Below are 20939 nucleotides of genomic sequence, written 5' to 3'. Positions count from 1 at the left end.
TGTCAGGCGCGCGTTGGCGAGGGCCTGGCGTATGACCCGCTGCTGGGAGGGGCCGTTGGGCGCGGTCAGGCCGTTGGACGCGCCGTCCTGGTTCACCGCGCTGCCGCGCACGACCGCCAGCACGTCATGGCCGTTGCGGCGGGCGTCCGAGAGCCGTTCGAGCAGCAGCAGGCCCACGCCCTCGGACCAGCCGGTGCCGTCGGCCGCGGCGGCGAACGCCTTGCAGCGGCCGTCGGCGGCGAGCCCCCGCTGCCGCGAGAACTCCACGAAACTGCCCGGCGTCGACATCACCGCGACACCGCCGGCCAACGCCAGGGAGCACTCCCCCGAGCGCAGCGCCTGGGCGGCCAGGTGCAGGGCCACCAGCGACGACGAGCACGCGGTGTCCACCGTCACCGCAGGCCCCTCGAAGCCGAAGGTGTACGCCACCCGGCCGGAGACGACGCTGCCCGCGCCGCCGACGCCGAGGTAGCCCTCGATCTCCTTCGCGGGGCGCAGCGCCCGCGAGGTGTAGTCGTGGTACATGACTCCGGCGAAGACACCGACGTCCGCACCGCGCAGGGCGGTCACATCCAGGCCGGCGCGCTCGAAGACCTCCCACGAGGTCTCCAGGAGCAGCCGCTGCTGCGGGTCCATGGCCAGCGCCTCGCGCGGGGAGATGCCGAAGAAGGCGGCGTCGAAGCCCGCGACGTCGTCGAGGAAGCCTCCCACCTCGACGTAGGACGTGCCGGCGGCGTCGGGGTCGGGGTCGTACAGCTCCTCCAGGTTCCAGCCGCGGTCGGCCGGGAACGGGGAGAGGCCCTCGGTGCCCTCGGCGACCAGGCGCCACAGCTCCTCGGGCGAGGTGACGCCGCCCGGCAGCCGGCAGCCCATCGAGACGATCGCGATCGGCTCGTCGGAGGCCGTGCCGGCCGCCGCGGGCAACCTCGGCGCGCGACCGTCGGCGGGCTCGCCGAAGATCTCGCCCAGCAGTCGGTGCGCCAGGGCCGTGGGGGTCGGGTGGTCGAAGGCGGTGGTGGCGGGAAGGCGCAGTCCGGTGGCCGCGCCGAGCCGGTCGCGCAGTGCGACGACCATGACGGAGGTGAAGCCCAGTTCCTTGAAGGCCCGGTCGGCCGGGATGTCGTCGGTGCCCTTCCGGCCCAGGACCTCGGCCGCCTCCGTGCGTACGAGCCGCAGCAGCGTCTGCTCGCGCTCCTGCGCGGACAGGCGCTCCAGGCGGTCGCGCAAGCCCGTGGTCTGGGCGGGGAGCTGACGGACCGTGGTGTCGATGAGGCCGCGCAGCGGGGCGGGGACGGGGCCACCGAGCAGGGCGGCGTTGTCGAGGCGCATCGCGACGAACGCCGCCTCGTCCGCGGCGTGCGCGGCGTCGAACATCACCAGGGCCTGCTGCTCGGTCAGTTCTCCGGCCGCGAACGGCACGGCGGGCTCGGCTCCTTCGGCCGCGCCGTCCTGCCAGGGGCCCCAGGCCAGGCACAGGGCGGGCAGGCCGTGGGCGCGCCGGTGCTGGGCCAGCGCCTCCAGCGCGGCGCTGTCGGCCGCTTCCGTGCCGCCGCCGGGGGCGCCGAGGACGCCGAGGGGCGAGGAGCACAGGACGAACGAGGCCAGGTCGCGGCCGGCGGTGAGGTCGTGCAGGACGTGTGCCGCCTCGGCGGCGGTGCCGGTGGCCTCCTCCGCGTGCACCACGGCCGTCAGGGGCGGCCGTTTCCCGTCCGCCAGCAGTGCGGCGAGCGCGGTCCGGTCGCACGGGTCGCAGGCGGCGGCGGTGATCTGGGCCCCGGCCGTGGTGAGTTCGGCGCGCAGTGTCTCCACGGTGTCGTCCCAGTGACCGGGAGCGGAGGTCAGCAGCAGGTGGCGGGCGCCGTGCGCGGTCACGAGGTGCCGGGCCAGCGCGGTGCCCCGGGCGGTGGTGGCGCCGGTGACCAGGACCGTGCCGTCGGGGTCGAGCAGCGGGAGCGGCGGTTCCTCCCGGTCCATGGAGACGCGGGCGAAGCGCGGCAGCAGGACGACTCCGGAGCGGACGGCGAGCTGTGGCTCGCCCGCGGCCACGGCGGCGGTGAACGGCGGCGCTCCGTGCTCGCCGAGTCCGTCCGTGTCGAGGTCGGCGACCACGAGCCGGCCGGGGTGCTCGGTCTGCAGCGCGCGTACGAGGCCCCACAGCGGGGCGTGGGCGAGGTCGTGCACGTCCTCGCCGTCCCCGGCGGCCACGGCGCGGCGGGTGAGGACCACGAGCGTGGTGCCCTCGGTCCGTTCGTCGGCGAGCCAGTCCTCCAGCGCCGTGGCGAACTCCCGGACGCCCGCTCCGGACACGTCGGCCGTGCCGGGTGCGTCGGCGCTCCGGTCCACGAGGAGGACGTCGGGGCCGCCGTGGGCCGCGGGACGGGCCGCCGCGTGGGCGTCGGCCAGACCGGCGTGGGCCTCGCACCGTACACCCGCGTCGTCCAGGACGGCGGCCAGGCCGAGGCGGTCGGGACCCGCCAGCGCCCAGCGGCCCGGCTCGCGCTCGGAACCGCCCAGGGACAGCGGGGAGCTGGGGACCCAGTCGAGGCGGAACAGCGAGTCGTACAGGCCGCTGCTGGTGGCGCGCAGTCGGGCACTCGTCTCCAGCAGCCGATGCCGGATGATCTTGCCGGAGGCGGTGCGCGGGATCGACTCGATCTCGTAGAGCTCCTCGGGCACCTTGAAGTAGGAGAGCCGTTCGCGGCACTCGGCGAACAGCCGTTCGGTGTCCGGTCCCTGCGGGCCGGGGACGATGAACGCGACCGGCACCTCGCCCAGCACGTCGTGCGGCTTGCCGACGACCGCGACGTCGGCGACGCCGGGGACGGTCCGCAGCACCTCCTCCACCTCGCCGGGGTGGATGTTCTCGCCGGCGCGGATGATGAGTTCCTTCTTGCGTCCGGTGATGGTGAAGTAGCCGGCCTCGTCGCGGCGGGCGAGGTCGCCGGTGCGGTACCAGCCGTCCTTGAAGGCGGCGGCGGTGGCCTCGGGCTGGTTGTGGTAGCCGGCCATGACGCTCGGGCCGCGCACCCACACCTCGCCCTCCTGGCCGTCGGCGACGTCCTCGCCGGTCTCGGTGTCCACCAGCCGTACGCCCAGGCCCACCACCGGCAGGCCGCAGGAGCCCTCGGCGCGGTCGCCCGAGGGCCAGTTGACGGTGATGGAGCCGCAGGTCTCGGTGGAGCCGTAGGCGTCGATGAGCGGGACGCCGAAGACGCGCTCGAACGACTGGCGCAGCGAGGCGGTGGTGACCGCGCCGCCGACCAGGGCCACACGCAGCTGGGGTGCGGCGAAGCCGCGTTCACGGGCGGCGTCGAGGAGGTAGTGGAGCAGGGTGGGGACGCCGGCGAGAAGAGTGGCGCGCTCCTCGTGCAGCGCGGTCAGCACGTCCTCGGCCGAGAGGCCGTCGACGATCCGGGCGCTGGCGCCCACGGCCGCCACGGACAGCACGCAGGCGATGTGCGAGAGGCTGTGGAAGAGGGGCAGCGGCCACACGACGCGGTCCTCGGGGCCGAGTCCGGGCACCGGCACATAGCAGGCGGCCACCGACCACAGGCAGTTGCGCTGGGTGGAGAGCACACCCTTGGGCTTGCCGGTGGTGCCCGAGGTGTAGAGCATCCACGCCAGGTCGTCCAGGCCGAGGTCGTCGCGGGCCGGGGTGGCCGGGTCGCGGGTCGCGAACGCCTCGTACGGCAGGAAGTCCGACGGCACCTCCTCGTCACCGACCAGGACGACCGTCAGGTGCGGGCGGTCCGGCAGCAGGCGCCGCAGCTGCTCCACGTGGAGGTGGTCCGTGATGACGATCCGGGCGCCGCTGTCGTCGAGGATGTGTGTGAGTTCCGCGTCACTGCTCTGCGGGTTGACGGGGACGCCGATGGCGCTGGCCCGGGTGATCGCGTAGTAACTCTCGACCATCTCCACGCGGTTGCCCAGACAGATGGCCGCGCGGTCGCCGGGTTGCAGCCGCAACTCCGCCAGATGTCCGGCCAGTCGATGGGTGCGCAGCTCCAGCTCGGCGTAGCCGACACTCCGTCGGGCATCGCTGTAGGCGACCTTGGCCCCGAAGCGCCGGGCCTGGTGGACCAGCAGTTCAGGAAGTGGCCGGATGAGCTCCGTGCGCAACATTGTCGTCATCCCTCCGGGGCGACTGCAGACGAGCAGCCCGCAATGGCAGATGGTTCACCCCAGACAGTCTTCTCATCCGACGGCCTTCAGCACTCCCCCTACGGCCCCCTATGCGTTCGCGACTAGGAAGGTGACCAGAATTGACCCTGGAAAGGTTTGGGGCGGCGAGCCGCCGGTAATAGGCTGCACCGCCGCACGATCAGCCATTGTGTTATCGGCCAACCACCCGAAACGCCTGTGATAAACGGGCCGTGATTGCCGCGGGCAGTAGGGGAGAACAGCATTTTCCCCGGAAGCCTTCCGTCGACGGTGGGACGGCAGGGAAAGGGACATAGACGGACATGACGAATTCGATGCGTCAGCACACCCGGATCCGGGTGGAACTCGGCGACCGCTCCTACCCCGTCGACATCGGACCCGGGGTGCGGCACTCGCTGCCCGGGATCGTACGGCAGTTGGGCGCGCGGCGCGCGGCGGTCGTCTCCGCCCGACCGGACGACTGGATCCCCGATCCCGGGGTGCCGTCGCTGACCCTGCGGGCGCGCGACGGTGAGACGGACAAGACGCTCGGCACGGTCGAGGCGCTGTGCCGCGAGTTCGTTCGCTTCGGCCTGACCCGGACCGACGTGGTCGTCTCGGTCGGCGGCGGCACCACGACGGACGTCGTGGGGCTCGCCGCCGGCCTCTACCACCGCGGGGTGGCCGTGGTGCACCTGCCGACCTCGCTGCTCGCGCAGGTGGACGCCAGTGTCGGCGGCAAGACCGCGGTGAACACGCCCGAGGGCAAGAATCTCATCGGCACCTACTGGCAGCCCAGCGCGGTGCTCTGCGACACCGACTACCTGCGGACACTGCCCGAGCGCGAGATGCTCAACGGCTACGGCGAGATCGCCCGGTGCCACTTCATCGGCGCCGGCGACCTGCGGGAGCTGCCGCTGCACGAGCAGATCGCGGCGAGCGTGGCCCGCAAGGCGCAGATCGTGTCCGCCGACGAGCGCGACACGGGCCTGCGCCACCTGCTCAACTACGGCCACACCCTGGGCCATGCCCTGGAACTGGCCACCGACTTCCGGCTGCGGCACGGCGAGGGCGTGGCGATCGGCACCGTGTTCGCCGGGCGGCTCGCCCAGGCGCTGGGCCGGATCGACGCGCAGCGGGCGGTGGAGCACCTGGAGGTGGTGCGCCATTACGGGCTGCCCCACGAACTGCCCGCCGACGTCGGCCCGGCCCAGCTGATCGAACTGATGCGGCGGGACAAGAAGGCGACGTCGGGCCTGACCTTCGTGCTGGACGGCAAGGACGGGCCGGAGCTGGTGTCAGGTCTGCCCGAAGAGGTCGTCACGCGGGTGCTGGCGGAGACGCCGCGCGCGGCCGTCTGAGCAGCTCACCTGCGCGACACGCGGTAGGGGCCGGTCCGGACGGGAGCTCCCGTCCGGACCGGCCCCTACCGCCCTGTTCCGACTCGGGTCACGACCGGTCAGACGTGCGACTCCTTGGCCAGCAGGACTGCCCCCCGCAACGAGGAGAGCCCTTGGAGGCGGGCCGGCTCCACCGGCGGCAGCGGATGACCGGGACGGGCCAGGCGCGCCACCTCGGCCGCCACCGTGGCGGTGAATCCGGGCAGGCCGGCCGCGAACCCGCCGCCGATCACGACCAGTCGGGTCCGGAGCAGTTCGCTCACCCCGACGGCGGCCGTGGCCAGCGCCGCGCAGCCCTCCCGTACGGCGTCGGCGGCCCAGGGCACGCCGTCGGCGAGCGCCCGCGCCAGGTCGGCGAAGGACACCTCGGCGCCACGGGCCCGCGCCGCACGGCGCAGCACGGCCGGTCCCGACGCCACGGACTGGACACAACCGCGCCGTCCGCAGTCGCACCGTTCTCCGGCGCGGTCCACGACCAGGTGGCCGATCTCGCAGGAGCCGCGGGACGGGCCGGGCAGCAGTCTGCCGTCGAGGACGATCCCGCCGCCGACGCCGGTGCCGACCCCGAGGTAGAGCAGGTCGGCGCGGCTCGCCGCGCGCGCCTCGGCGAGTGCGGCGAGGTCGCCGTCGTCCGCGCAGACCACCCGCGTGGTGCCGAAGAGCGTGCCCAGCACCCCGACCAGGTCGGTACCGACCCAGCCGGGGCGGTTGGGCCAGGCGGTGACGACGCCCGACGCGTCGAGGGTGGCGGGCATCGCCACGCCGACGCCGCAGGGCTCGCCCGCGGCGTCGGCGGACATCTCGCGGACGTGCCCGACGAGCAGGGCCAGGTCCGCCGCCGCGTCCGCGGGCCGCGAGTCCGCGGCCGGCGGCCACCGGAAGCCGGTCTCGCGCACGGTGCCGTCCTCGTGCTCCGCGCGCAGCGCCACCTTGGTGCCGCCGACGTCGATGCCCAGGTGGTAACGGATGGCAGCCTCCACCCGGTCAGTCGCGCAGGTGGTCGGTGACGATCGCGGCGGCCTGGCGCAGCACGCGTGGGCTGCTGAGCATCTCCTCGTGGCCGCAGCCCAGTTCGTGGCGGACGATCTCGCCCGCGACGTAGGGCGCCCAGGCCTCGCTGGAGGCCGTCTCGGCGACGGGGCTGGGGTCGGCCGCGAACAGGTGCATGGTGCCGCTGTACTTCTCGGGCCGGTGGCTCTTCCATGCCGCGAGGTCGGTCAGCATGGTCTCGACGAAGGTCTCGGCCGCGCTCTTCCTGCCGCGCCAGGCGTAGTTCGTCGCCATGTCGGCGAACTCGGCGACGTCCTCGTACCTGAGCGGGCGCTCGTAGTCGGCGAGGTCCTTGCCGTTGATCAGCAGGATCAGCTCGATGAGACCCTGCTCGTCCCGGTCCTCCTTGTCCGTGATGTGCGGGTTGGTGTTGAAGACGCCGAGGAACTCGATCTCCTCGCCGCGCCTTTGGAACTCGGCGGCGACGGCGTGGGCCAGGACGCCGCCGAAGGACCAGCCCAGGATGCGGTAGGGGCCGTGGGGCTGTACGCCGCGGATGCGGTCCGCGTAGTCCGCCGCCATGGCCGCGATGCTGTCGACCGGCGTGTCGAACTCCTGGAAGGTGTGCGACTGGAGTCCGTAGATGGGGTGGTCGAGACTGAAGTGCTGGGCGAGGACCCCGTAGCACCAGGCTGTGCCGCCGAGGTGGCGCATGCAGAACAGCGGCCGCGCGGAGCCCCTCGTCATCAACGGCAGCAGTACGGCGAAGGAGTCCTGGGGCTCCTCACCGGTCAGCCGCCGGGACAGCTCGGCGGGCGTCGGGGACTCCACGAGCATCCGGATCGACAGTTCCAGGTCCATCTCGGCGCGCACCAGGGCCAGCAGCCGTGCCGCGAGCACCGAGGAGCCGCCGAGGTCGAAGAAGCTGTCGCGCGGGTCCACCTGCTCCAGGCCGAGGACCTCGGCGAACAGCCGGCTGAGCATCAGCTCGGACTGCGTCAGGTGCGTCTCGACCATGGCGTTGTGCTCGACGACGGGTGCCGGCAGGGCCTTGCGGTCGAGCTTGCCGTTGGGGGTGAGCGGGAATTCCTCCAGGGCCACCACGGCGGTCGGCACCATGTACAGCGGCAGCGTCTGCGCCACGAAGTTCCGCAGCTCCCTGACGTCGGGCACGCGGCCGGTCGCGGCCGTCACATAGGCCACGAGACGCCGGTCGCCCGGCCGGTCCTCGCGGACGGTCGCCGAGGCCTGGTCGACGTCCTCGGAGCGCTCCAGGGCCGCCTCGATCTCGCCGAGCTCCACCCGGAAGCCGTGCAGCTTGACCTGGTGGTCCGCGCGGCCGACGTACTCCAGGTCGCCGTCCGGGCGCATCCGCACCACGTCGCCCGTGCGGTACATCAGAGCGTCCCCGGTACCGAAACGGTCCGGCAGGAAGCGCTCGGCGGTCAGCTCCGGCCGGTTCAGGTACCCGCGGGCCACGCCCGCGCCGGCGATGAACAACTCGCCCTCGGTGCCCTGCTCGACGGGCACGAGGTCCTCGTCGAGGACGTACAGCCGGGTGTTGCGCAGGGGCTTGCCGATGACGGCCGCGTCGGCGGGTCCGGTGACCGGGTGCACCGTGGACCACACGGTGGTCTCGGTGGGCCCGTACCACTGGACGACCTCGGCGCCGAGGTCGAGCAGCGTCGCCGCCAGCTTCTCCGACAGCGCCTCGCCGCCGATGAGGATGCGCAGGCCGCGCAGCGCCTCGGGGCTGACGGTGGCCAGCATGTGCCAGTGGGTGGGGGTGGCCTGGGCGGTGCCGATCTCCCTGCGGACGATCAGGTCGCCCAGTTCCCGCGGGTCCTGCCCGGTGGCGCGCGGCGCGATGACCGCGCGGGCACCGGTGTAGTACGGCAGGAACAGCTCGGGGACCGACATGTCGAAGGTGGCGGTGGTGACCGACAGCATGCGGTCGCCGGGCCCCAGGGACAGCCGCTCGCGCATCGCCTCCAGCAGGTTGTGCAGGGCGCGCACGGGGATCTCGACGCCCTTGGGGGTGCCGGTGGAACCCGACGTGTAGATGACGTACGCGAGGTCCTCGGGCCCCGCCGGGGCGGCCCGCTCGGCGTCCGTCAGATGGCCGGCGGGCAGCGCCGCCAGCGTCTCGGCCGTCCCCGGATCGTCCAGCACGACCCGGGCGATGCCGAGGTCGGTGCGGTCGGCGTCGATGCGCGCCGACGTCACCAGGACGACCGGGGCGGCGTCACGGACCTGGAACGCCACGCGCTCGGCGGGGTGCTCCGGGTCGAGCGCGAGGTAGGCCCCGCCCGCCTTGAGCACCGCAAGCAGCGTCACCAGCAGGTCCGTGGAGCGGGGCAGCATCACCGCGACGACGCGGTCGGGCCCCACCCCCGAGGCGACCAGGTGACGGGCTAGGCGGTTGGCCCGCTCGTGCACCGCCCGGAACGTCAGCTCCACGCCCTCGCATTCGAGGGCCGTGAGATCGGGAACGGCGTCGGCCCGCTCCTCCAGCGCCTTCACCAGCATGTTCACTCCACAGGGCTCGTACGTCATTCTCGCCAGGAGGCCGCTCAGGCGGCCGGGGTGCGCATCCAGCGGTTCCAGTACGGCCGCCAGCCGTGGCGGTGCCAGAACGGCGTGGAGATCGGGTTGAACATCGCGTGGTAGCCGACCGCCGCACCGATGCCCATGGCGTCCAGATCGGCGTGCACGTGGTGCGCGAGGGAGGTGCCGATGCCCAGGCTGCGGTAGCCCTCCTTGACGGCCTGGCAGACCAGGTGCGCGACCGGGGCGGCAGCGATCTTCGTCGCGAGCCATGCCTGCTGCGGCTCGGAGAAGTCCTCGCCCCGGTGCATACCGACGATCGCGCCCTCGTACTCGGCGACCCAGATCAGCGGTTCGTCGAGCTTGAACGACGCGGCGATCTCCTCGCGCAGCAGCGCCTCGGTGGTGGCGCGCTCGACGGCACCGCTTACCGCGGCGTCGAACCGGGTCTCCACCATCTGCAGTTCGCACACCGCCTCGCTGTCCTCGGGGGTGGCGCGGCGCACGCGGACCTGGCCCGACTCCGGCACCAGGTCGGTGCCCTTGAGCCGGCCGATCATCACGAACTCCGGAACGAACCCGAAGGCGCGCAGGACCCGGGTCATGGCGACGTCGCGGCTGGGCCACTCGACGGCGGCCATGGAGTCCGCACCGGGGCGTTCCGGGTGACTCTCCATGTACTGCTGCCAGCGCGTGAGCAGAGCGGCCATCTCCTCGGGCCCGGAGACGCGGGGAGTGAGCTCCCAGCGGTCCAGCGGGCCGAGCACCGCTTCCAGCGCGTCGGCGTCGACGCGGGCGTGCGTCAGCAGGCCCTGGGCTCCGTCCACCTCCAGCAGTTCCTGGCCGTCGGTGGGCTCCGGCAGCGCCTCTGCCTCGGGAATCATCCGGTCGACGGGCCGCAGCCGGTCGCGGTGGGCGGCGAGCACGGATTCCGCCGTCTGTCCCTTGAGCATCGTGTCGTGTCCTCAGGCTTTCAGTCGTGTCCGTGGTGAATTCACGGAGGGGCGGATCGGCGAGAAAGGGGGATGCCTCGCGGCGCGTGGCGCCGCGTCAGCTGTCGGTGACCTTCTCCAGCAACGCGCGGGCCGCGAGCCGGTAGCCCGTGGCGCCCAGACCGAAGATCACTCCGGTGGCGAGCGGGCCGGTCACCGACTCGTGACGGAACTGCTCGCGGGCCCAGACGTTGGAGAGGTGGACCTCGATCCACGGGCGTGGATAGTTGGCGAGCGCGTCCCTCAGCCCCCAGCCGGCCATCATGAGGGCCGCCGGGTTGATGATCGCGCCCACGGTGTCGTAGTTGGCCTGAACGGTGCGGATCATCTCCGCCTCGCCGTCGTGCTGGAACGCCTCTACTTTCCAGCCGCGGTCCGCGACTTCCTCGGCGACCCAGCCTTCGATGTCGGCGAGTGTGTCCGTTCCGTAGATCTCGGGCTGACGGCTACCGAGTATGCCGAGATTCGGCCCGTTCAACAACAGGAGTCTGCTCATTGCGCACCTCGCGCGGTACGGGACTGCTGCGGAAGTGCTTTTTATAGCACGGCAATACAGCCTGGACATCAGCGGCAAGTAAACCTGCGAGCAAGGGGGCACATAGGGGGGTCACCAGGGGAATACGACGTATCGGCCACTGGGTTAGCGTGCCGATCGCGACGACCCCGCCGGGGGTGACTGCCGAACGGCACGGCCCGGTGTGCGGACCTCACCGACGACGCGTTCCGGTGCCGGCGTCCGCGTGGACACCCGGTCCGCGTACGGCACATGGTGTCGTGCCTCCGTGACGATCGATACGGAGGCAATTCGCATGCGCATAGACCGAGGAGTAGGGAACAGCATGAGCAGTGGTGTGCGACTGGGCTCAGACCTTCCGGCGTGGCCGCAGTACGACGACGCGGAACGGACCGGCCTGATCCGGGCCCTGGAGCAGGGGCAGTGGTGGCGCATGGGCGGCGGCGAGGTCGACGCCTTCGAGCGGGAGTTCGCCGAGTACCACGGCGGCGGGCACGCGCTGGCTGTCACCAACGGCACACACGCACTCGAACTGGCCCTGGAGGTCATGGGTGTCGGCCCCGGTACCGAGGTGATCGTGCCGGCCTTCACCTTCATCTCCTCGTCCCAGGCCGCGCAGCGCCTCGGCGCCGTCGTGGTGCCGGTGGACGTGGACCCGGACACCTACTGCATCGACCCGGCCGAGGTCGAGAAGGCCGTCACGCCGAGGACCCGCGCCATCATGCCCGTCCACATGGCCGGTCAACTCGCCGACATGGACGCCCTGGAGAAGGTCTCCGCCGACTCCGGCGTTCCGCTGATCCAGGACGCCGCGCACGCGCAGGGCGCCACCTGGAACGGCCGGCGAGTCGGCGAGCTGGGCTCGGTCGCGGCGTTCTCCTTCCAGAACGGCAAGCTCATGACCGCGGGTGAGGGCGGTGCCGTACTGTTCCCGGACGCCGAGATGGCGGAGCAGGGCTTCGTCCGGCACAGCTGCGGCCGCCCCCGGGGCGACCGCGGCTACTTCCATCGCACCTCGGGCTCCAACTTCCGGATGAACGAGTTCTCCGCCGCGGTGCTGCGCGCCCAACTCGCCCGTCTCGACACACAGATCGCCACGCGCGAGGAGCGCTCGCCGCTGCTGTCCTCGCTCCTCTCCGAGATCCCCGGCGTGGTGCCGCAGCAGCTGGACAGCCGCTGCGACCGCAACCCGCACTACATGGCCATGTTCCGCGTCCCCGGCATCACCGAGGAGCGCCGTGCCCAGGTCGTCGACACCCTCATCGAGCGCGGCGTCCCCGCGTTCGTCGCGTTCCGTTCGATCTACCGCACGGACGCCTTCTGGGAGATCGGCGCGCCGGAGATGTCCGAGGACGAACTGGCCCGCCGCTGCCCCAACTCCGAGGCGCTGACCGCCGACTGCCTGTGGCTGCACCACCGGACCCTGCTGGGCACCGAGGAGCAGATGCACGAGGTCGCCGCCGTCATCGCCGACGTGCTCGGCTCATGAGCGCTGCGCATCCGGGCGGTCGGCCGATCCGCACCGCCGTGGTGGGCCTCGGCTGGGCCGCGCGCTCCATCTGGCTGCCCCGACTGCGCCTGCACCCCGCGTTCACCGTGAACGCCGCGGTGGATCCCGACCCGGCCTCGCGCGAGAGCGTCGCCGTGGACCACCCCGGCACTCCGGTCCTCGCGGCCGTGCACGACGTGGATCCCGCACAGGTGGACCTGGCCATCGTGGCCGTGCCCAATCACCTGCACTGCGAGATCGCGAGCGGCCTGCTCCGGAAGGGTGTTCCGGTCTTCCTCGAGAAGCCCGTGTGCCTGACGTCGGCGGAGGCCGAGCAGCTGGCCGAGGCCGAACGCGTCGGCGGCGCCCGGCTCCTGGCGGGCAGCGCCGCCCGTCACCGCGCCGACATCGGGATGCTCCTCGCGAGCGTCGGCGAACTGGGGCACGTCCGCCACCTCGAATTGTCCTGGGTGCGCGCCCGCGGCGTGCCCGACGCAGGAGGGTGGTTCACGCAGCGTCAGCTGTCCGGGGGCGGGGCGCTGGTGGACCTGGGCTGGCATCTGTTCGACATCGCCGCACCGTTGCTGGGCTCCGCGGAGTTCACACAGGTCACCGGCGCGGTCTCCGGCGACTTCATCGCACAGGACACCGCACGCGTCTCCTGGCGCGCCGAGGAGGCCCAAGGGAACGGCCGCGCGGCCGCCGGCCCCGTCGACGTCGAGGACACCGCCCGCGCGTTCCTCGTCACCGAGGGCGGCATCTCGCTCTCCCTGCACGCCAGTTGGGCATCGCACGAGGAACTCGACATCACCCGGATCCGCGTCGACGGCAGCGCGGGCAGCGCGACCCTGAGATGCACGTTCGGCTTCAGCCCCAACCGGCTGCCCCGCCCCGAGCTGACCCTCACCCGCGACGGCGGGACCCACCCGGTCCCGCTGCCCGAAGAACCCGTCGGCACGGAGTACGACCGGCAGCTCGACGAGTTGCCCGCCCTGCTGCGGGACCCGGCCGGGCCGGGCCGGGCGATCGAGGAGGTGCGCCGCACGATCGGCGCCATCGAGCGGGTCTACTCCTCGGCCCGTGCCGTGCAGGAGAAATGACAGCCGACGCGGGCGTGACCGGCACGAGCGAGCGCCGGTCCGTCAGCGCCGCTTCCCGAACCGCCGCGACAGCGGCTCGTCGCCCGACCTCGCCGCACCACGAAAAGGAGCGCCACAGCACCATGGACAGTCTTGGCACCACCCAAGACCCCGCCGCCCCCGGCGCCCGTACCCATTGGACGGAACCCATCGACGCGGTCGTCTTCGACCTCGACGGGGTGCTCGTCAACAGCTTCGCGGTCATGCGCGAGGCGTTTCGGACCGCCTACGCCGAAGTGGTGGGGAACGGCGAGCCACCGTTCGACGAGTACGAGCGGCACCTGGGCCGCTACTTCCCCGACATCATGCGGATCATGGGCCTACCGCTGGAGATGGAGGCCCCCTTCGTCCGTGAGAGCTACCGGCTCGCACACCTCGTCGCGGTCTTCGACGGTGTGCCGGAGATGCTGAGAGAGCTGCGGGCGCACGGGATCCCGCTCGCCGTCGCCACCGGCAAGAGCGGTCCGCGGGCCCGCTCGCTCCTCGAACAGCTCGGTCTGCTGGACCTGTTCACCGTCGTCATCGGTTCCGACGAGGTGGTCCGTCCCAAGCCGGCACCCGACATCGTGCTGAAGGCCCTGGGCGTGCTCGGCTCCGACCCGTCGCGGACGGTCATGATCGGCGACGCCGTCACCGATCTCGCCAGTGCGCGGGGTGCCGGTGTCGCCGCATTCGCCGCCCTGTGGGGCGAGAGCGACGACGAGTCCCTTCTCGCGGAGAATCCGGATGCCGTCCTGCGCGACCCGTCGGAATTGCTGGAGGTGTGCATAGGCACATCCCGCACGCTCTGACCGACCGACCCGTCGCACCGACCCCGCCCATCAGGGCGGGGTCTTTCGCGTTTTCCACCTGTTCTGCCCGGGGCTCGGCAGTGCCGTGACGGCCGCCGGCTCCGCAGGAGGCTCACCCGCCAGGGCCCACAGCAGCGGGCCCCACCGGGGACATGCCACCTGACCAGGGGTCGGCAGTCGAATCGGGGCTCCGGTTAGGGGGGATGTAGGGGATCCCCAGGGGATTGGGGCGACGGCACATCGGTGGGAGGCTCGAACAGGATTCGCGGGGCGCCGGCTTCTGGACCGGGCCGTCGCGATGAGGTGGTTCCAACCCCTGAGAACCACCGCTCCGGAAAACCGAGAGAGGAAATTCGGTGGAGTACATCCGGCAGGGGTCACCATCCTTTCCCGAGCTGTTGCGGCGCCCGACAGTGGCCGCCGAAGGGCCTTCGAGGATCGCCTTCCTATGAGCGCAGTCACATCCCGACCGACATTTCACCGGAGATCCGACGTGGGAAAAGCCGTCACGGAAATGCGCAAGCCGGCCCTGCAGCAGCCCGAGTGGGACGACCCGTCACAGGTGCGGCGCATCCGTGAGGTCCTGGCCGGCCGTCCGCCGCTGGTCAGGGTGGAGGATGTGCGTGCCCTGCGAGCCTTGCTCGCCCAGGTGGCCCTGGGCGAGGCCCATGTGGTGCAGGCAGGGGACTGTGCCGAGGACCCGGGCGAGTGCGGCGCGGAGTATGTGGGGCGCAAGTCCGCCGTGCTCGACCTGCTCGCCGAGACACTGCAGACGGCGACCCGCAAGCCGGTCGTACGGGTCGGACGCATCGCCGGCCAGTTCGCCAAGCCCCGTTCGAAGCCGCTGGAGCGGGTCGGTGGCATGGAACTTCCCGTGTACCGGGGACACATGGTCAACGGCCCTGAGCCCGATCCGGAAAGCCGCCGCCACGATCCGCTCCGCATTCTGACCGCCTACATGGCGGCGAGCGACGTCATGGAGCACCTGGGGTGGCGCAGCCCGGCGGCCCACGGCACCCCGGCGGCGACCGAGCCCCAGGTGTGGACGAGCCATGAGGCGCTCGTCCTCGACTACGAGCTGCCCATGATCCGTGACCTGGGTGACGGCCGCCGCCTGCTCGGCTCCACGCACTGGCCGTGGATCGGCGAGCGGACCCGTCAACTGGACGGCGCCCACGTCGATCTGGTCGCGGACATCGCCAACCCCGTCGCCGTGAAGATCGGCCCCACGACCACCGCACAGGACGTCACCGCCCTGTGCGAACGGCTCGATCCGCTGCGGGAGCCGGGCCGTCTGACGCTCATCGTCCGCATGGGCGCCGACGTCGTCCTCGACAGACTGCCCACGCTGGTCGAGGCGGTCCGTCTGGCCGGCCATCCGGTGATCTGGCTCTGCGACCCCATGCACGGCAACACCGTTGCCGCCCCGGACGGCCACAAGACCCGCCTGCTGGGCAGCATGGCCCGGGAGATCCAGGGGTTCCGCCAGGCCGTGGCCGTCGCCGGCGGTGTGGCAGGCGGACTGCACCTGGAGACCACACCCGACGACGTGCTCGAGTGCGTCACGGACATGTCCGTGCTCGAAGGGGCGACCGTCGAGCGCACGAGCCTGTGCGACCCGCGCCTCAACCCCGAGCAGGCCGTGGCGCTGATCTCCGCCTGGTCCGAGCTGGGGATGCAGCTCCACCAAGTCGAAAGCCACACGAACTACTGATTCTGCGGTTCTGTCCCAGGCCATGGCGGGTCGCCGTTCCTCCTGCCTCGGCCACCTGTCCATGGTCAGGGAGTAGCAGGTCCCATGCATCTTCTTGTCAACGGAATCAGGCGCCGCATCACCGGTGAGATTCCTGTTCCGAATTCGAAGTACCACGCGCATCGTGCGCTGATACTCGCCTCGCTCGCCGACGGCGTCAGCCTCGTCCACGGGCTGTCCGACGCCCGGCACGTCGAGTACACCGTGCAACTGCTGCGCGGCCTCGGTGTGAGGATCACCAGGGACGGCGGCACCTTCGTGGTGCACGGTCTCGGCGGGCGCTACACACCGCGTCGGGAGGCCGTCTCCGCCGGCAGCTCCGGGACCACTCTGTACTTCATGATCGGTCTGGCCTCGCTGTCGGACCGCGCCGTGGCGGTGACCGGGCAGAAGTACTTCAGGCGACGCCCGGTGGGCCCGCTGCTGCGCGCGCTCGAACAGATGGGGGTCCGGCTGGAGTCGGCGGACGACTGCCCGCCCGTCCATGTGCAGGGCCACCGGCCCTCGGGCGGTCATGTCACGATCGCCGGCACCCTGTCCCAGTGGATATCGGGCCTGATCCTGCTGGCGCCGTTCGCCACCGGGCACACCACCATCGAGGTGGAGGGCGAGCTCAACGAACGCTCGTACCTGGAACTGACCGTGGCGATGATGCGGCAGTTCGGCCTCGAGGTGACCGTGTCCGAGGACTGGCGGCGCTTCGACATCGAGCCAGGCCAGCAGGCACGTACCGTCGAACTGACGCTGCCGCCCGACATCGGTTCCGCCGCGTTCGGCATCGCGACCGCCGCGTTGCACCCCTGCGACGTACTGCTGCGCGGCATCACGACGCTGCAGGGCGGCCCGGCCGACCACCCGGAGTTCCACTTCCTCGACATCGCGCGCTCGATGGGCGTGCCGATGGAGGTGGACGAGCGGGCCGGCGGCCTGCGCATCCAGCAGGATGCGCCGCGGCTGACGGCGGTCGACGTCGACTGCCGCGATGTGCCGGACATGCTGCCGATCCTGTCGACGCTCGGCACGTTCGCGCAGGGCGAGTCGGTGTTCCGCAACATCGCGCACACCCGGCTCAAGGAGTCCGACCGCGCCGCGGCCATGCTCCAGCTCAACTCCATGGGCGGCCGTCTCCAGCTGTCGCCCGACGAGCTGCGAGTGCGGGGCGTGGACGGGCTGGACGGCGCGAAGTTGTCGTCGTTCAACGACCACCGAGTCCTGATGTCGCTCGCGGTCGCGTCGTCCCGGGCGCGCGGCAGTTCCACGCTGACCTATCCGAACGCGTACCGCATCTCGTACCCGACGTTCCTCGACGCGATGAACACCCTCGGTGTTCCGATGTCGGTGGAGAAGGGCTCGGCGGGCTCCGCCCAGGCAGGCACCCGAGCCGGGCGGCCGGAACGCGAGGCTGTGGACCCTGAGGCGGCGTCGCGGATCACGCTCACGCAGTGGCTGCGGCGCCAGGCCGTCACCCGGCCCGACGAGACGGCCGTGGTCGACGTGCGGTCCGACCACGACGAGGTGGTCACCTGGCGTGAGCTGGCGGACCAAGTGGACCGTACGGCGGCCCTGTTGCTGCGCCTCGGTGTGCGGCCCGGCGAGAACGTGGCGTACCAGCTGCCGAACCGCATCGAGTTCGTGGTGCTGTCGCTGGCGGCGCTGCGCATCGGAGCCGTGTGCTGTCCCATCATCCCGTTCTTCCGCAAGCGCGAGATCGGGTTCGTGCTCAGGCGCTCGCGCGCACGGGTGCTGGTGGTGGCGGACCGCCATCGGTCGCGTCGGCCCGCGCAGGAGGTGCTGGACCTGGCCGCGAAGGGCGGCTCGGACCTGCGCCTGGAGCACGTGGTGGTGCTGGCCACCTCGGGCGGCTCCGCCCAGTTGCCGCAGACCTCCGTGAGCGGGACCACCGTGCACGACTGGCTGCAGGCGCTGGAGACGACGTCGATCGACCGGGCGGCGCTCGACGCGATCGTGCCGACGCCGGACATGACGGCGCAGCTGCTGTTCACCTCGGGCACCACCAGCGAGCCCAAGGGCGTCACCCAGCCCACGCGCAACCTGGTCAGGGCCGTCTCGATGGAGATGCGGCACCTCGGGCTCGGGGAGCAGGACGTCATCTGGGTGCCGTCGCCGCTCGCCCACCAGACGGGCTTCCTGTACGGCATGGTGCTGGCGTTGGTGCTGGGCGTGCCGCAGATCCTGCAGCCGGACTGGGACGCCAAGCGCGCGCTGCAGTCGCTCAACGAACACCGCGCGACGTTCGTGCAGGCGGCGACGCCCTTCCTGTCCGACCTGGTCAAGGCGGTGCAGGAGAGCGGCGAGACGCCGCGTCATCTGCGGATCTTCGTGGCGACGGGCGCGATGGTGCCGCGTGGTCTGGCCGAGCGGGCCGGGCGCGTGCTCGGCGCCGACGTGTGCGGGGCCTTCGGCACCACCGAGACCTGCCTGGGCGCGCTGTCGGCGCCCGGGGACGAGCCGCGGCAGCGCTGGGGCTCCGACGGCCGTGCGCTGGACGGCGTCGAGCTGAGGATCACGGACGACGAGGGACGTGTCCTGCCCGCGGGCAAGGAGGGCAACTTCGAGCTGCGCTCCCCCACGGTCTTCGGGGAGTACCTCGACCGTCCCGACCTGACGGCCGAGGCGTTCACCGAGGACGGCTGGTACCGCACGGGTGATCTGGCGACGATCGACACCGCCGGCTTCCTGCGGATCACCGGACGCGTGAAGGACGTGATCAACCGCGGTGGCGAGAAGATCCCCGTCGCGGAGGTCGAGCAACTGCTGTTCGGACACCCCTCGGTGGAGGACGTGGCCGTGGTGGCCATGCCGGACGAGCGCCTCGGCGAGCGCGCCTGCGCGTTCGTCGTTCCGGGCGGCGGGGCGCAGTTGACGTTCGAGGAGATGCGGCGCTACCTGGACGGGCACCAAGTGGCCAAGCAGTACTGGCCGGAGCGCCTGGAGCGGATCGATGCGCTGCCGCGCAATCCGATCGGCAAGGTGAAGAAGTTCGAACTGCGGGCCCTGGCCCACGGTCTTCGGCCGCACGACGAGGACGCTGTCTGACACTCCGCCCGCCCCCGCTGTGCGACCAGCGGGGGCGGGCGGGACATCACACCGGACGACGAAAGAGGACAGAGGCAGCAGATGACGGATGAGCAGCGGTTCCACGAGTTGCGTACCCAGGTCGAGCAGTGGGTGGAGGGCCCGGGCGAACGCTGGGCCGAACGCATCGAGGAGACCGGGCAGGTACCCGAAGCGCTGTGGGCCGAGTTGAACGGCCTGGGGTTCCTGCGGCTGGCGGCCCCCGAGGAGTACGGCGGCCACGGCCTCGGCTTCACGCGCTGGATGGAGCTGATGGAGATCTTCTCCCGCTCGCACGGCTCCGTGCGCATGATCGTGCATGTCGTCAACGGCATCTGGCGGTCCATGGACGGCCATGCCGACGACGATCAGCGCAAGCGCTTCGTCATCCCCTCGGTCACCGGCGACATCAAGATCGCCTTTACGCTCACCGAGCCGGGCAACGGCACCGGCGCGGACATCACCACGTCGGTGGTGCGCGAGGGCGACACGTACTACCTGTCGGGGCGCAAGCATCTGATCACCTTCGGGGTGCGCTGCGACTACTACCTGCTGGCCGCCCGCGTCGAGGGCAGCACCGGCCACGAGGGCACGGTGGCCCTGCTGGTGCCGCGTCACGCGCCGGGCGTCACGGTCGAGGACACCTCCAACACGATGGGGGTCACGGGCACCGACCACGCGTCGCTGACCTTCGACCGCACACCCGTGCCGGTGGACCACCGACTGGGCGCGGAGGGCGAGGGCCTGCAGGTGTTCCTCGGCGGCTTCCTCACACCGTCCCGGATCTCCGTGGCGATGAGCTGTGTCGGGCTCGCCCAGCGCGCCCAGCAGCTGGCCGTCGAGTACGCCCGTGACCGGGTGACCTTCGGCAAGGCGCTCACCCAGCGCCAGGCCATCCAGTTCATGCTGGCCGAGAACGCGGCGGACATCGAGGCCGCCCGGCAACTGGTCCTGCACGCGGCCCGCCGCTTCGAGGAGGGCGCGGACGACGCGTCGATGCAGTCGTCGATGGCGAAGATGCACGCCGTGACGATGCTGACGAACGTCACCGACAAGGCACTCCAGGTGCACGGTGGCCTCGGCTACTGGAAGTCGCAGAAGATCGAGCGTGTCTACCGCGACGCCCGTGCCCAACGCTTCGAGGAAGGCACCAACGAGGTGCAGAAGGCCGTGGTCTTCCGCGAGTTGCTCCAGCGCGCCGCGGACCGCGACGGGGAAGGAACGACCCGATGAGCAACCGGCAGGACGAGCAGGACCGGCAGCTGCCCGAGCGCGCACAGGTCTCGCTGATCACCGGGGCCTCGCGCGGCATCGGCCGCGCCCTGGCCCTCACCCTCGCCCGGCAGGGTGGCACGGTGGTGGTCAACTACAAGAAGAACGCGGACCTGGCGCACAAGACCGTCACCGATGTCGAGGAGGCCGGCGGCCGCGGCTTCGCGGTCCAGGCGGACGTCGAGACCACCGAGGGCATCACCGCGCTGTTCGACGAGGTGGCGCAGCGCTGCGGGCGGCTCGACCACTTCGTCTCCAACGCGGCGGCGAGCGCGTTCAAGAACATCGTCGATCTCGGCCCGCACCACCTGGACCGCTCGTACGCGATGAACCTGCGGCCGTTCGTGCTGGGGGCGCAGCAGGCCGTGAAGCTGATGGACGACGGCGGGCGGATCGTCGCGCTGTCCTCCTACGGCTCGATCCGCGCCTACCCCACGTACGCGATGCTCGGCGGGATGAAGGCCGCCATCGAGTCGTGGGTGCGGTACATGGCGGTGGAGTTCGCCCCGTACGGCATCAACGTGAACGCGGTCAACGGCGGGCTCATCGACTCCGACTCGCTGGAGTTCTTCTACGACGTCGAGGGCATGCCGCCCATGCAGGGCGTCCTCGACCGGATCCCCGCGCGCCGTCCGGGCACCGTGCAGGAGATGGCCGACACCATCGCCTTCCTCCTCGGTGACGGGGCGGGCTACATGACCGGGCAGACCCTCGTGGTCGACGGCGGGCTCAGCGTCGTCGCACCGCCGTTCTTCGCGGACGCGGGTGACGCGCTCGCGCTGCCGCCCCGGCCGACTCGCGGCGCCTGAGCCGGGAACCCGAGGAGAGGGACCGCTG

Annotated in this window: 13 protein-coding genes; 8 read left to right on the top strand and 5 right to left on the bottom strand. The window is 71.6% G+C overall.

Features of this window, described 5'->3' with window-relative positions; translation table 11 throughout:
- Window positions 1-4122 (bottom strand): beta-ketoacyl synthase N-terminal-like domain-containing protein (locus tag AQI95_RS26050; protein ID WP_159056584.1); only part of this gene is annotated, 4122 nt, incomplete at its 3' end.
- A 341-nt stretch (window positions 4123-4463) separates the two neighbouring features.
- Between AQI95_RS26050 and AQI95_RS26045 the strand changes: the two genes are divergently transcribed.
- A complete protein-coding gene (locus AQI95_RS26045; RefSeq protein WP_208614260.1) occupies window positions 4464-5501 on the top strand; it encodes a 3-dehydroquinate synthase family protein in 1038 nt (345 codons plus the stop codon).
- A 98-nt stretch (window positions 5502-5599) separates the two neighbouring features.
- Here the strand turns inward: AQI95_RS26045 and AQI95_RS26040 are convergent, their stop codons facing one another.
- The 4 genes from AQI95_RS26040 to AQI95_RS26025 all read right to left on the bottom strand — a co-directional run bounded on the left by AQI95_RS26040 (window position 5600) and on the right by AQI95_RS26025 (window position 10565).
- Window positions 5600-6520: an ROK family protein gene (locus AQI95_RS26040; protein ID WP_067128526.1), complete on the bottom strand. Its 921-nt coding sequence runs from the start codon at window positions 6518-6520 to the stop codon at window positions 5600-5602.
- Between the two features lie 4 nt (window positions 6521-6524).
- Window positions 6525-9086 carry an amino acid adenylation domain-containing protein gene (locus AQI95_RS26035; protein ID WP_079071472.1) on the bottom strand — a complete coding sequence of 854 codons (2562 nt, stop codon included), beginning with the start codon at window positions 9084-9086 and terminating at the stop codon, window positions 6525-6527.
- Between the two features lie 17 nt (window positions 9087-9103).
- Complete coding sequence (locus tag AQI95_RS26030; RefSeq protein ID WP_067128520.1) at window positions 9104-10030, bottom strand: GNAT family N-acetyltransferase; 927 nt, start codon at window positions 10028-10030, stop codon at window positions 9104-9106.
- 97 nt (window positions 10031-10127) lie between these two features.
- Window positions 10128-10565 carry a type II 3-dehydroquinate dehydratase gene (locus AQI95_RS26025; protein WP_067128516.1) on the bottom strand — a complete coding sequence of 146 codons (438 nt, stop codon included), beginning with the start codon at window positions 10563-10565 and terminating at the stop codon, window positions 10128-10130.
- Window positions 10566-10908: 343 nt separating this feature from the next.
- On the opposite strand from AQI95_RS26025, the gene AQI95_RS26020 reads away from it, so the two are divergent.
- The 7 genes from AQI95_RS26020 (at window position 10909) to chcA (ending at window position 20911) form a co-directional block, all read left to right on the top strand.
- Complete coding sequence (locus AQI95_RS26020; RefSeq protein WP_067128513.1) at window positions 10909-12072, top strand: DegT/DnrJ/EryC1/StrS family aminotransferase; 1164 nt, start codon at window positions 10909-10911, stop codon at window positions 12070-12072.
- Complete coding sequence (locus tag AQI95_RS26015; RefSeq protein ID WP_067128510.1) at window positions 12069-13172, top strand: Gfo/Idh/MocA family protein; 1104 nt, start codon at window positions 12069-12071, stop codon at window positions 13170-13172. Before AQI95_RS26020 ends, AQI95_RS26015 begins: the two co-directional genes overlap by 4 nt.
- Before the next feature lie 122 nt (window positions 13173-13294).
- Window positions 13295-14002 (top strand): HAD-IA family hydrolase, encoded by a 708-nt coding sequence (locus AQI95_RS26010; RefSeq protein ID WP_079071471.1) that lies wholly within the window; start codon window positions 13295-13297, stop codon window positions 14000-14002.
- Window positions 14003-14495: 493 nt separating this feature from the next.
- A complete protein-coding gene (locus AQI95_RS26005; protein WP_279617027.1) occupies window positions 14496-15716 on the top strand; it encodes a 3-deoxy-7-phosphoheptulonate synthase in 1221 nt (406 codons plus the stop codon).
- 84 nt (window positions 15717-15800) lie between these two features.
- On the top strand, window positions 15801-18812 hold the full coding sequence (gene aroA / locus AQI95_RS26000) for a 3-phosphoshikimate 1-carboxyvinyltransferase (protein ID WP_067128504.1): 3012 nt from the start codon (window positions 15801-15803) through the stop codon (window positions 18810-18812).
- An 81-nt stretch (window positions 18813-18893) separates the two neighbouring features.
- A complete protein-coding gene (locus AQI95_RS25995) occupies window positions 18894-20063 on the top strand; it encodes an acyl-CoA dehydrogenase family protein (RefSeq protein ID WP_067128501.1) in 1170 nt (389 codons plus the stop codon).
- Window positions 20060-20911 carry a 1-cyclohexenylcarbonyl-CoA reductase gene (gene chcA, locus AQI95_RS25990; RefSeq protein ID WP_067128498.1) on the top strand — a complete coding sequence of 284 codons (852 nt, stop codon included), beginning with the start codon at window positions 20060-20062 and terminating at the stop codon, window positions 20909-20911. Before AQI95_RS25995 ends, chcA begins: the two co-directional genes overlap by 4 nt.
- Window positions 20912-20939 lie beyond the last annotated feature (28 nt).

Source organism: Streptomyces yokosukanensis (assembly GCF_001514035.1).
GTDB lineage: Bacteria > Actinomycetota > Actinomycetes > Streptomycetales > Streptomycetaceae > Streptomyces > Streptomyces yokosukanensis.
The sequence above is the reverse complement of the archived record's forward strand: the minus strand, read 5'-3'. Positions and strand labels throughout refer to the sequence as shown.